Consider the following 12,158-nt stretch of genomic DNA (forward strand, 5'->3'; position numbering starts at 1 on the left):
GCTGGGGTTTTATTTAGAGCTGTCTTCAGGATGGTGTTATTCTTTGTACATGGAGACGATTCCTCTTAATTCGTGATAAAGCTCTTTTGCACGTTTTTGAGACTCTTCAACCTGCATACTTATGTTGTTGAGATTTTTTCTTAAGATATTTACAACTCTCTTGTCCAGCTTTTTCTTTTTAGAAAGCTCATCTATTATTGATATTGCCCTTTCTGGAGGTAATCCTTTTTTGTAAGGTCTGTCTTCTCGCAGAGCTGTGAAGATATCTGCGACAGCCATTATTCTTGAACCGAGAGAAAGTTCTTTTGCCGTTAACCTGAAAGGGTATCCTTCTCCGTCCAGAGTTTCGTGGTGGTAAGAAGCCCACTCTATTATATCGTTGTCCACGTTAAGTCTGGATATTATTTTATAACTGTAAAATACGTGAGACTTCATTATGTTAAACTCTTCCTCTGTTAGCTTGCCCTGTTTTTCCAGAATGGAAAGGGGTATGGCCACTTTTCCTATATCGTGAAGCAGTCCTGCTATTTTTATTTTTTTCAGGTCGGGAGATGTAAATTTGAAAAAACTTGCAAGTGAAGCAGCTGTTTGAGCTACGCCGGAAGAGTGGGTTGCTGTAAAAGGACTTTTAAAGTCAATCAAGTAAGCAAGGATTTGTGAAAGGTCATAGAAAGCTTCTGACGGAAGTTTATTGTCAAAGCTTCTTAGGAGATATTCAAGAGTTTCCTTGAGACAGCTTTCGTTTAGTATTTCGTACCAGAAGGCTTCCTGATGGGATACTTTCTGGAGGAATATATCTACCAGCTTTGGACTGAATATTTTCCCTTCTTGCCTTTTCAAGAATTTTTCCAATTTTGGTAAAACTCTTGAAATGTTTGAGTATGGCTGTTCCGTATCTGCGTTGTTTATTATGAAAATATCTATTCTGTCGGCCAGATTGACTATTGCAGCACTAAAAGGTATGTCTTTATTCTCAATAGCTTCCTGATATGAATAGTGATGGTACTTGACAATTTTGGCTATTTTTGAAAAATAGGGAAATTTTCTCAGGAGCTCGTACCCTACTTCCGCATGAAGATGAACTTTTCTTGTTTCTTTAGCAGAAGGATTTTTGAGAAGAGCAACATCTTCTCTTATGTGGACGAGCAGAAGACCTATGTCGTGTAGTAATCCTGCAACTAACAGGTTGTACAAGAACTCATTGGAAAAACTGATTTCCTTACCTATTAGATAAGATATAAAAGCAACTCTGTAGTTGTGGTTATTTATCGCCGGGTCAGAGAGGCCGTTCATTGAGGATATGGCAAGCAGAAATTTTGATATATCAATGGTTTGCCCGAGCGCCATCATTTTAAGCCCCTCCCTATTTTTAATTATATTGCATTATACATCTTTTTAGCGATAAAAAAAGATAGGAAGCAACTACTGGCTTTAGCTATAAAGCACAGGTTATTTGAACTGTTTTACCTTAAAGGCTGATATTTTCCAAGTATTAAGTATAGATGTTTTTCCATTTCAGAGGCCTTTTCTTTATCAAGGATTATAATTTCTTCTGAATCGCTCATCGGGATTAGGAAAACTGTACCTTCCTTCATGAAATATCTTCTTATTTCTTTTTTTCCTTCTTTTGATATCAGAACTTTTTCACCATTTTTTAGAGACTTCAGGGGCACTTTGGCCACTAATAGTATGTCACCGGCTTTCACTACGTTGCATAAGTCCTCTTTAATTTCTATCCATAAAGCTTGATATGGAATATTCCCTTCTGGGTAGTGTGGAAATTCAATTTTCTCAATTTTTTTGTTATTGATTTTATATTCTATGTTTTGTTCTTCCTTAAAAAAATATTCTGGGGAGGTGCCAAGAATTTTGGCCAGTCTTATAACATATTCGGCTTTTGGCTCCCTCAATCCTGATTCCCACCTTGCATAACTTACCGGATGTACTCCCAGTATTTCTGCCAGCTCTTCTTGAGTTAGATTTTTTTTCTTCCTTAGTTTTCTCAGTTTTGAAGGATCAAACTTTTCCATAAAGCCTTCCCTGTATTTCGCTTATTGATGTTTCACTTTCTTTCTAAAACAATTTCTGCTGCTTATTGAAAATTGTTATCATTAATGGCCTTTTGTTTTCGCTGTTTCAATGTGTAACGTAAATTTAGAAAAATTTTTCGGAAAAGCCAATAACCGTGAGGCTGGATAGGAAAGCCGATAGGTTATAGTTGGAAAGTTGCATTCTATCGCTTGAGATTTTAAAAATTTAATCGGGACTTATGTTTACAGGAAGTGGCGCGCCCGGCAGGGATCGAACCTGCGACCTCGAGATTAGGAATCTCGCGCTCTATCCTACTGAGCTACGGGCGCAGCACTAAGGAAATATAGCTTTTTTTGTTCTAAATTCAACCTACCACAGCGGTGTTCTACATATAATTTCACTTCTCTGAGGTCCTGTGGATACAAGTGATACGGGGATTCCTATGAATTCTTCTATAAATTTAATGAATTCTTTTGCGTTTTCCGGAAGTTTATTAAACTCTTTTACATGTGTAGTCTCTGTATGCCAACCCGGTAGTGTTTCATATACTGGTTCTACAGATTCAAGTTCTTCTACTGTTGATGGGAAACTATCAACGGTTTTTCCATTTAGCCTGTATCCGGTACATACTTTTATCTCTTCAAATGCATCAAGAACGTCAAGTTTTGTGATTACAAGGGAATCAAGATCATTGACTGTTGTAGAGTATTTCACAGCAACAAGGTCTAACCAGCCGCACCTTCTTGGCCTTCCCGTTGTTGAGCCGTATTCGTGTCCCCTTGCCCTTAAAAGCTCTCCTAACTGGCAGCCAAGTTCTGTCGGGAAGGGTCCGCTTCCCACTCTTGTCGTGTAAGCTTTTGCAATTCCCGCTACCTTCTGAATCTTCTTGGGGCTTATGCCTGTTCCGGAAGCTATACCTAAAGCCGAAGAGTTTGAAGATGTAACAAACGGGTATGTTCCTGCATCTATATCAAGTAGTGTTGCTTGTGCACCTTCAAAAAGAACGTTTTTTCCTTCATCAATGGCTCTATTTAAAAAGGATATTGTGTCGGCCACAAAAGGTTCAAGCTTTTCAAAGGCACGTATGGTTGATGTGTATATTTCATCAGCGTTTAAGTCGGGTTCGTAGCCGTAAACATACTTGAGGATTATGCTCTTTTCTTTAATATTTTCTACAAGCCTTTTCTTAAAGGTTTCCGGTTTCTTAAGGTCTGCAACCCTTATACCCATTCTTCCGGCCTTGTCCCTGTATGCAGGCCCAATACCTTTTAGTGTTGTTCCTATTGAGCCGTCGCCTTTTTTAGCTTCCGAGGCAGCATCAAGTTGTTTATGATATGGAAGTATTATGTGTGCTCTTTCAGACAGGAGAATTCTTCCTTCTACAGATTTACCTACTCTTTTTATGAACTCTATTTCGTTTATGAGAGCTTCAAGATCTATTACCATTCCGTTCCCTAAGACACATACTTTGTTATCGTGGAGAATTCCGGAGGGTAAAAGGTGAAGGACGTACTTGTTGCCGTTTATTACGACGGTGTGTCCGGCGTTATTACCGCCCTGAAATCTTGCTATGATATCTGCCCTGTCTGAAAGGATATCTACAATCTTGCCCTTTCCTTCGTCGCCCCACTGGGTTCCTACTATTCCAAGAGTTGCCATTAATGTTCCTCCAGGCTTTCTATTATCTTCTCTACAGTTTCTTCAATCGTTTTGCCTTCCTCAATTACCTTTCTAAACTTCCGTCCCGTTATGATTACCCTGTTGCTTTCATCCTGCGGATTGAGGACAATAGCATATTTGAATCCTTTGTTGAAGGCCACATCTATTGAGGCTTCCACAGGCCTTTTAACGATGTCCCTTGCAACCTTATATCCCTTTTTCCTGAGCAGTTTTGCAACTTCATAGGCCTTTTTCAGTTCTTTCCTCATGTCTATTATATAAATATCACAGGGAAGTTGGAGGTTAAGCGTTTCTTTCCTTTTTAAGAGCTGATATATGCGATCTATTCTGATTGCCGCTCCTGTTGCTGGAAGATTTCTCCCAAAACTTTTAACGAGACTGTCGTATCTTCCGCCGTTTCCAAGAGATATACCTGAAAGGGGGTGAAATATTTCAAATGTTATGCCACTGTGGTACTTCATACCCCTTCTTTCTGAAAGGTCAAAGATTATGTTGCCTTCGAACCCGTAGGTTTTTAGTATTTCGAACATCTCTTTTAATGTTGATACGGCTATTTTTGCCCTTTCATTGCTGAAGATATCAAGAGCTGTGTCGAGTATCTCAGCTTTTCCATAGAGTTCCAGAAGTTTTTCCACCTTTTTTCTTCTTTCTTCTTCAAAGTTGTTTTCATCCATGAATATTTCTATACCTGAAAGGTCTTTATGGGAAAGGAGTTTGATGAATCTCATCTTGTCATCGTTTTCAATTTTAATCTCTTCCAGAACTCCATCTATAAATTCAACGTGTCCTATGTCAATCTGAAATGATTTGAGGCCCAGATTTCTGAGTATGTCAACGATAATGCTTACAACTTCGGCATCAGCTTCTATGTCATTTACACCGATAAGTTCAAAACCGAATTGAGGAAATTCTCTGTTTCCCTTCGTATCTCTAAAGATGTTTCCTTTATAGTAGAACCTGAAAGGTGGTTCTTCGTTTTTGAAGGATGCTGCTACGATTCTTGCAATTTGTGGTGTAAAGTCCGGGCGGACAGATATCAGCTTTCCGGTCTGTTTATCAACAAGTTTGAAGGCAAGTTCTTCAAACTGCTCATCTATCTTTTTAAATGTTGCAAGGTACTCTATTGTGGGTGGAATAACGGGAAGGTAGCCCCACTGCTGTGCAACTTCTTCCATTTTCTTAAAAATGTGGCCTATTTCAAGGGCTTCTTTAGGCAGATGTGTTTTAAATCCTCTTGGAATCTCAGTTTCTCTCATTTTTCATCCTTATTTAAAGGTTTTAAAATCCTAAATATTTAACTATCTCTTTCTCATCAGCAGGCAATGTAACCGGTTTTACGCCCATTGACATAGCCGTATCGGGATCTTTAAGACCGTGTCCAGTTAATGTGCAGACAATAACGTCGCCTTTTGAAAAGAGTTTTTTCTCTCTGTTGGCTTTGATTACGCCTGCTATTGATGCTGCAGAGGCCGGTTCGCAGAAGATTCCTTCCGTTCTTGCAACCAATCTGTACGCTTCAAGAATCTCTTCATCGGTTACCATATCTATGAGACCGCCAGATTCTTCTGCTGCATTTTCAGCTCCTTCCCAACTGGCCGGATTTCCTATACGAATAGCTGTTGCTATTGTTTCGGGATTTTTAACAGGATGTCCAAGAACGATTGGTGCTGCACCTGCTGCCTGCCAGCCGCACATTTTAGGTTTGGATAGAACTTTTCCAGCTTCGTAATACTCCTTGTAGCCCATCCAATAGGCTGTTATGTTGCCTGCGTTTCCGACGGGAATAAAATGGAAATCAGGTGCTCTTCCAAGCTGTTCGCATATTTCAAAAGCTGCCGTTTTTTGTCCCTGCAATCTGTAGGGATTTATTGAGTTGACAATTGTTATGGGATAGTTTTTTCCTATGTCTCTGACTATATCAAGGGCTTCGTCAAAATTTCCTTTTATCTGAATTACTTCTGCACCGTACATTACTGCCTGTGAAAGTTTTCCGAGGGCTATTTTCCCCTCGGGTATTAAAACTACCGCTTTTATTCCTGCTTTTGCAGCATACGCTGCAGCTGCAGCAGAGGTGTTGCCGGTAGAGGCACATATTACGGCTTTCGCGCCGTCTTCCATCGCTTTTGAGACGGCCATGGTCATTCCTCTGTCTTTAAAAGAGCCGGTAGGATTCAAACCTTCATATTTAAGGTATATTTTAATGTCAGGATTAATTGCGGCAGCTAAGTTGTCAGCTTCTATAAGGGGTGTGTTTCCTTCTCTTAGTGTTATAACCGGCGTTTTTTCGGTTACAGGTAAAAATTCTCTGAATTCTTCTATTACTCCTCTCCATAGTTTCATCTAACTTTACCTCCATTTTCAAGCCCGTTTCAGCTCCAGAAGTGAATTATATAAAAACTCTATATTTGTTAAAATTCCAGTAAGCTTTAATTTTTCGGAGGCGGTAATGTTTGAAGGAATACATGTTGCCATACCAACCCCTTTTAAAGATGGAAGGGTTGATGAAAGGGCGTTGAGGGAGCATATAGAGTTTCTTATAGAAGGCGGTGTGAACGGCATCGTTCCCTGTGGAACGACAGGGGAGTCCGCCACTCTTTCCTATGAAGAGCACGAAGAGGTTATAGCTATTACAATTGACCAGGTAAGAGGGAGAGCTAAAGTTATAGCTGGTACAGGTTCCAACTCTACCAAGGAAGCGATAGAACTTACAGCTTACGCAAAAGAAGCAGGTGCTGATGGAGCACTCCTCATTACACCTTACTACAATAAGCCCAGTCAGGAAGGTCTTTACCGTCATTTTAAGGCAATTGCTGAAGCCGTGGATATCCCCATTGTTCTATACAACGTTCCTGGTAGAACCGGTGTTAACATGCTTCCGGAAACGGTTGCAAGGTTGTCAGTTATGGAAAACATTGTTGCAATTAAAGAGGCTACTGGAAGTACGAATGTCGCAACCGAAATTGTTAACCTTTGTGGTGATAAGATAGAGGTTCTATCAGGTGATGATCTTACGTTTTATCCGTTGCTTGCCGTTGGCGGGAAAGGTGTGATTTCTGTTACGGCAAACATTGTTCCAGACAGAATGGTGAAAATGTATAGAGCCTTTGTAAAAGGTGATATTGATGAGGCAAGAAGGCTTCATCTATATCTTTATCCTCTGCATAAAACGATGTTTATTGATACAAATCCTATTCCCGTTAAAACGGCGCTTTCAATGATGGGAAGGATGGAAAAAGAGTTTAGGTTGCCTCTGTGTCCGACAACGCCAGAGAAAGAGGAGATTATAAGAAAAATGCTAAAAGAGAAGGGGGTGCTCTAAATGGGTGTTCAGATAAGTTACGCAGATATGGAGCGTCTCCTCTATCAGTTTGAGTTCCGGAAAAAAGATGTCGATAACCTTAAAGAGATCGGTTATATGCTTATCTCTTTTAAAGATGAATTTGTAGAGGCTTTTTCCAATCAGCTTTTAAAGTATGATGAGGCTTCAAAATACATTTCGGAAGATGATTTAAAAAAGATAAGGGATGAACTTATTCACTGGTATGAGCAGCTCTTTTCTGGTAAGTATGATTCGGAGTATCTTACTTACATACTGAGAATTGCCAAGATTCACGCTGACCTTGGAATTCCTACAAATCTTATCGTAGCTATGATGAATTTTGTGAGACGGTTTTGTACTAAGAGAATTGTTAAGGTGCTTGTTGAACAGAAAGGTGAGGGATGTACTCTTATAGAGGAATATACCCGCTCTCTCTCAAAACTTATTGACCTCCACCTTTCCGTTATGCTCTCTTTCTATATAGATCATGAAATGAGAACGTTCATTGAGGCAGATCCCGCTGAAAAGTTTGTTATAAGGTTTACGAAAAAGTTTGCCTTTGTTATGGATGTTGCAATTATTTTGGGTTTGATGGTTCTTGGCATTGTGGTGGCAGGTCTTTTTGTTACGGATGTTGCCCATTTCTTCCATGGAGATCTTTCTCACGGTCTGATATCTGCTCTTGGTGATCTGCTTATCTTGTGGACTGTTCTTGAGCTTCTCAACAGTGAGATAAAGTTTATGATGGGTGGAGAGCTTGCAGTTAGTGCGTTCGTTAGTGTGGCGCTTGCTGCAACCATCAGGGAGGCTCTTGTTCTTTCTCTTGAACACACAAAACCTGTTTCTTTTAAGCTTGGTATAGGTGCGTTAATTCTTATTTTAGGCATTGTTTACGGTATTGTTAAATGGTTTGAGTATAAGAGAGGTGATTGATGGTAAAAGTTGCTGTTAATGGTGCTAATGGTAGAATGGGAAGGCTTATCTCTTCTCTTGTAAAGTCTGAAGATGGTATGGAGCTTGTTGGAGTTCTTGAGAAGCCAGATTCGCCACTTATAGGAAAGCCTTTTGACGAAAAGTTAAGTTTTGTTTCATCCCTGTCGGAAGTTGATAAAAAACCTGATGTTGTAATAGACTTCACCGTTCCGCCTGCGACTCTTGGACTTTTGAAAGAAGCTGAAAAGAATAATGTTGCACTTGTCATAGGAACGACGGGATTTAAGCCAGAAGAGGTTAAAGAGATAGAAAGAATTGCCCGGAACGTTCCTGTAGTTTTTTCGCCAAACATGAGTCTTGGTGTGAACATACTCTTTAAAATTGTTGGTGAAGTTGCAAGGGTCTTGAAGGATAAGGGCTACGATATAGAGATATTTGAAATTCACCACAGGTTTAAAAAAGATGCCCCTTCAGGTACTGCTATGAGGCTCGCTGAAGTTATAGCAGAGGCAGTTGGTAGAAACCTTGAAGATGTTGCTGTTTACGGCAGGAAAGGTTTTGTCGGAGAGAGGAAACCCGAAGAGATAGGTATCCTTGCAGCCAGAATGGGAGATGTAGTTGGAGACCATACGGTCTTTTTTGCCACACCCGGCGAGAGGATAGAGCTAACCCACAGAGCCACAAGCAGAGAGACTTTTGCTAAAGGTGCTGTTGTTGCTGCAAAGTGGGTTTTTGGAAGACCGGCAGGTCTTTACACTATGTTTGATGTTCTTGGTATTTAAGGGAGGATAGATGTTTGAACTTATTCCTGCGGTTGACATAAAAGGTGGTAAATGTGTAAGACTCTACAGGGGAAGGGCCGATGCAGTGAAGGAGTACTTTGAAAATCCTGTTGATGCTGCACTTCTGTGGCAGGATAAAGGGGCAACAAGGCTTCACGTTGTGGATCTTGATGGAGCTTTTGATGGTGTCCCAGCCAATATTAGAATAGTTGAAGAGATTGTTAAAAGACTTTCCATACCTGTTCAGTTTGGCGGAGGTGTCAGGACTATAGATGCTGTAAAGGCCTTAAAAGATATAGGCGTTGACAGAATTATCGTTGGAACTGTTGCTGTTGAAAATCCTGAACTTTTCCTTGAGATAGTTGAAACCTTTCCAGGTGGTATGGTTTTAGGTGTTGATGCAAAGGATGGTTTTATGACAACGAGGGGATGGGTGGAGAAAACGGATCTGAAAGCGGTTGATTTTGCTAAAAGGTACGAGAATATCTCTATCTGGGGATTTGTTTACACCGACATCTCAAGGGATGGGACTCTTGAAGGACCAAACTTTGAAGAGGTGGCTAACTTTGCAAAGAGTGTTAGAAAACCAGTCATAGCCTCCGGTGGGATTGCTACGGAAGATGATGTTATCCGTCTTTCCAAAATTCCGAATGTGGTTGGTGCTATTACGGGGAAGGCACTTTATGAGGGTGCGATAGATTTTGAATCGGTTATAAAAAAGCTGAAAGGTGATTTATGAAAAAGGTTGCCGTTATAAGTCTTGGATGTCCCAAAAATCTTGTTGATACTGAACATATGGTGGGTCTTTTAAAGGCCACAGGGGACGTGCTTTTTGTTGATAACCTTGAGGATGCGGACATTATTATCGTTAATACCTGTGGATTCATCACCCCTGCTAAAGAGGAGTCTATAGACGAAATACTAACGGCTATTGAGGAGAAAAAAAGAGACCCGGAGAAAAAAGTTGTTGTTGCAGGATGTCTCTATCAGAGATACAGAGATGAACTTAAAAAAGAGCTTCCAGAAGTAGATGTTTTTATAGGTGTTGATGAACTTGAGAGGAGTGTTGAAAAGATACTTGATAGACAGTTTCAACCTGAAAAGCCATTTCTTTATAGACATATTCTCACGCCACCCCATATAGCCTATCTTAAAATTGCTGAAGGATGTTCAAACAACTGTACCTACTGCGCTATTCCCCTTATAAGGGGACCTTACAGGAGCCGTCCTGAGGAAGAGATTATTGAAGAGGCAAGACTTCTTGCCAAGAAAGGCGTTAAAGAACTTTACGTTATAGCTCAGGATACGACTGCCTACGGTATGGATAGGAAGGATAAAAACGGTTTGCTGAAGCTTTTGAAAAAGCTTGAAGCGGTTGAAGGAATTGAGTGGATAAGACTTATGTACACCTATCCTTCTCACATTACCGATGAGTTGATAGATTACATCGCAAGTAGTGAAAAGGTTCTTCACTATCTTGATGTTCCGTTTCAACATGTTACGGATAAAGTTTTGCTTTCAATGGGGAGAAAGTATTTTCGTAAATACATAGATGAGTTGGTAGATAAGATAAGGACAAAGATTCCGGATGTTACGTTAAGAAGCACATTTATCGTTGGTTTCCCTTCTGAAACGGAAGAGGATTTTGAGCAGCTTGTTGAATTTCTAAAAGAGAAGAGGCTTGTCTGGGTTGGTTTTTTCAAGTACTCAAGAGAAGAGGGCACTGCTGCTTACAATATGGGAGACCTTCCCGAGGATATTAAAGATTCGAGGCTTAACTTTTTAGAGGAAGTTCAGTATTCCATCTTTGAGGAGAACAACAGAAAGCTCATCGGCAAAAAGCTGAGACTTATCGTTGACGGTCCGGCGGAGGATATGGAAGGTTATGTTGAGGCAAGGAGTTACAGAAATGCGTACGAGGTTGACGGGATAGTTTACTTGAAAGGAAATTATGAGCCGGGCACATTTGTTGATGCGCAGATAACCGCACTTGCCAGTAATGTTGACCTTATCGCCGAACCGATTGAGTGAACGGAGAAGAGTTATGGAAGAGCAGTTTAAGGTTAATAAAACCTATGAAGAAATAAATGAAAAGATAAGGCGGGGCGAAGCGGTTGTCGTAACCGCCGAAGAGATGATTGAAATTGTTGAAGAGATGGGCGTTGTAAAAGCTGCCGAGGAAGTGGATGTTGTTACCACAGGTACTTTCGGTGCGATGTGCTCTTCAGGTGCCTTTTTGAATGTAGGTCATACAAGGCCTAAAATGAAGATGGAAGAGATCTACCTTAACGGCGTTCCTGCCTACGGTGCCCTTGCTGCTGTTGATCTTTACATTGGAGCAAGTGCCCTTCCTGAAAATGATCCTCGAAACGAGGTTTATCCCGGTAGGTTTGAGTATGGAGGTGCTCATGTTATAGAAGAGTTAATTGCAGGTGAGGATATAGAACTTGAGGCGTATGCCTACGGCACCGATTGTTATCCGAGGAGAGAGATTAAAAAGATTATTAACATAAAAACCGTTCGAGATGCTATCTTGTGCAATCCAAGGAACTGCTATCAGAACTATAACGTTGCAGTTAATAAATCTTCCAGAACGATTTATACCTATATGGGGATACTTCGTCCAAACATGGGAAATGCCACGTACTCAAGTGCCGGACAGTTGAGTCCGCTTCTCAATGATCCATTTTTTGAAACGATAGGTATCGGAACGCGGATATTCCTGGGCGGCGGGGTTGGATATATCGCTTTTCATGGAACGCAACATGCACCTTTTGGCGTGAGGAGAACCCAAAAAGGACAGCCCGTTGAGGGAAGCGGTACCATAATGACTGTTGGCGATATGAAGCAGATGAGTACCGATTTCATAAGGGCTGCTTCAATTATTGGTTACGGTGTTTCTCTCTTTGTCGGGATCGGGATTCCCATACCTATACTTAATGAGAGGATAGCTTTTTATACTTCCGTTAAAGATTCCGAAATACTTGCACCTGTTTACGACTACTCTTCCGATTATCCGAGCGGTGAAGCGGTCGAACCGATAGCTTATGTTAACTATGGTGACCTGAGGAAGGGGCAGATAGAGATAAACGGCAAGAAAATTCAGACGTGTCCTCTCTCTTCCTACTACAAGGCAAGGGAGATAGCAAACATTTTGAAAGATTGGATAAAAGAGGGGAGGTTTGAAATTTCAAGGCCTGCAGAAAGACTTCCCGCACCAGAGCCAGACGTGAAGATTGAGTATGACGAGAGAAAGTAAAAGGGGGCTCTAAAGCCCCCTTGCTGTTAAACGGGTCTTCTATGAACGGCTTTTATGAATGTATCCATTGCCGCTTTCACGGATGTTCCATACTCTATCCTGTATCCCATCCTTGTTAAGGCAAACTCAACAGCTTCAAGTTCTGTCAAAAGGT

The 12,158-nt window shown here is 40.8% G+C and carries 11 protein-coding genes and 1 tRNA gene; 6 read left to right on the top strand and 6 right to left on the bottom strand.

Annotated features, from left to right (window positions below):
- Positions 1-36: 36 nt before the first annotated feature.
- From MV676_RS04705 to thrC, 6 genes are all read right to left on the bottom strand, one after another.
- Complete coding sequence (locus tag MV676_RS04705; RefSeq protein WP_297445615.1) at positions 37-1,350, bottom strand: HD-GYP domain-containing protein; 1,314 nt, start codon at positions 1,348-1,350, stop codon at positions 37-39.
- A gap of 113 nt (positions 1,351-1,463) precedes the next feature.
- Positions 1,464-2,030 (bottom strand): helix-turn-helix domain-containing protein, encoded by a 567-nt coding sequence (locus MV676_RS04710; RefSeq protein WP_297445616.1) that lies wholly within the window; start codon positions 2,028-2,030, stop codon positions 1,464-1,466.
- A gap of 253 nt (positions 2,031-2,283) precedes the next feature.
- Positions 2,284-2,360 (bottom strand) — tRNA-Arg (locus MV676_RS04715).
- Positions 2,361-2,400: 40 nt separating this feature from the next.
- Positions 2,401-3,690 carry an adenylosuccinate synthase gene (locus MV676_RS04720; RefSeq protein WP_297445617.1) on the bottom strand — a complete coding sequence of 430 codons (1,290 nt, stop codon included), beginning with the start codon at positions 3,688-3,690 and terminating at the stop codon, positions 2,401-2,403.
- Positions 3,690-4,967, bottom strand: coding sequence for an ATP phosphoribosyltransferase regulatory subunit (gene hisZ / locus MV676_RS04725; protein WP_297445618.1), 1,278 nt, complete (start codon positions 4,965-4,967; stop codon positions 3,690-3,692). Before hisZ ends, MV676_RS04720 begins: the two co-directional genes overlap by 1 nt.
- Positions 4,968-4,989: 22 nt before the next feature.
- Entirely contained in the window at positions 4,990-6,051 is a 1,062-nt protein-coding gene (thrC, locus tag MV676_RS04730) for a threonine synthase (protein ID WP_297445619.1), read from the bottom strand.
- 106 nt (positions 6,052-6,157) lie between these two features.
- Here thrC and dapA point away from each other — a divergent pair, with 106 nt between their 5' ends.
- From dapA to MV676_RS04760, 6 genes are read left to right on the top strand one after another with little or no spacing between them, the layout of a single operon-like run.
- Positions 6,158-7,030 carry a 4-hydroxy-tetrahydrodipicolinate synthase gene (gene dapA, locus MV676_RS04735; RefSeq protein WP_022847549.1) on the top strand — a complete coding sequence of 291 codons (873 nt, stop codon included), beginning with the start codon at positions 6,158-6,160 and terminating at the stop codon, positions 7,028-7,030.
- A complete protein-coding gene (locus MV676_RS04740) occupies positions 7,031-7,963 on the top strand; it encodes a protoglobin domain-containing protein (protein ID WP_297445620.1) in 933 nt (310 codons plus the stop codon). It abuts the gene before it with no gap.
- Complete coding sequence (dapB, locus tag MV676_RS04745; RefSeq protein WP_297445621.1) at positions 7,963-8,745, top strand: 4-hydroxy-tetrahydrodipicolinate reductase; 783 nt, start codon at positions 7,963-7,965, stop codon at positions 8,743-8,745. The genes MV676_RS04740 and dapB overlap by 1 nt, the downstream gene beginning before the upstream one ends.
- Before the next feature lie 10 nt (positions 8,746-8,755).
- The gene (gene hisA / locus MV676_RS04750) at positions 8,756-9,484 is read left to right on the top strand and encodes a 1-(5-phosphoribosyl)-5-[(5-phosphoribosylamino)methylideneamino]imidazole-4-carboxamide isomerase (protein ID WP_297445622.1); all 729 of its coding nucleotides are present in this window, start codon (positions 8,756-8,758) and stop codon (positions 9,482-9,484) included.
- On the top strand, positions 9,481-10,776 hold the full coding sequence (gene rimO / locus MV676_RS04755) for a 30S ribosomal protein S12 methylthiotransferase RimO (RefSeq protein ID WP_297445623.1): 1,296 nt from the start codon (positions 9,481-9,483) through the stop codon (positions 10,774-10,776). The genes hisA and rimO overlap by 4 nt, the downstream gene beginning before the upstream one ends.
- Before the next feature lie 13 nt (positions 10,777-10,789).
- Positions 10,790-12,004 (top strand): homocysteine biosynthesis protein, encoded by a 1,215-nt coding sequence (locus tag MV676_RS04760; RefSeq protein WP_297445624.1) that lies wholly within the window; start codon positions 10,790-10,792, stop codon positions 12,002-12,004.
- Positions 12,005-12,158: the final 154 nt, after the last annotated feature.

Source organism: Desulfurobacterium sp., from assembly GCF_027028515.1.
In the GTDB taxonomy this organism is placed as follows: domain Bacteria; phylum Aquificota; class Aquificia; order Desulfurobacteriales; family Desulfurobacteriaceae; genus Desulfurobacterium_A.

Bases quoted from the DNA above. Each gene is read 5' to 3' on its own strand.
- MV676_RS04705 (WP_297445615.1), bottom strand. From the start codon at position 1,350: ATGATGGCGCTCGGGCAAACCATTGATATATCAAAATTTCTGCTTGCC.
- MV676_RS04710 (WP_297445616.1), bottom strand. From the start codon at position 2,030: ATGGAAAAGTTTGATCCTTCAAAACTGAGAAAACTAAGGAAGAAAAAA.
- MV676_RS04720 (WP_297445617.1), bottom strand. From the start codon at position 3,690: ATGGCAACTCTTGGAATAGTAGGAACCCAGTGGGGCGACGAAGGAAAG.
- hisZ (WP_297445618.1), bottom strand. From the start codon at position 4,967: ATGAGAGAAACTGAGATTCCAAGAGGATTTAAAACACATCTGCCTAAA.
- thrC (WP_297445619.1), bottom strand. From the start codon at position 6,051: ATGAAACTATGGAGAGGAGTAATAGAAGAATTCAGAGAATTTTTACCT.
- dapA (WP_022847549.1), top strand. From the start codon at position 6,158: ATGTTTGAAGGAATACATGTTGCCATACCAACCCCTTTTAAAGATGGA.
- MV676_RS04740 (WP_297445620.1), top strand. From the start codon at position 7,031: ATGGGTGTTCAGATAAGTTACGCAGATATGGAGCGTCTCCTCTATCAG.
- dapB (WP_297445621.1), top strand. From the start codon at position 7,963: ATGGTAAAAGTTGCTGTTAATGGTGCTAATGGTAGAATGGGAAGGCTT.
- hisA (WP_297445622.1), top strand. From the start codon at position 8,756: ATGTTTGAACTTATTCCTGCGGTTGACATAAAAGGTGGTAAATGTGTA.
- rimO (WP_297445623.1), top strand. From the start codon at position 9,481: ATGAAAAAGGTTGCCGTTATAAGTCTTGGATGTCCCAAAAATCTTGTT.
- MV676_RS04760 (WP_297445624.1), top strand. From the start codon at position 10,790: ATGGAAGAGCAGTTTAAGGTTAATAAAACCTATGAAGAAATAAATGAA.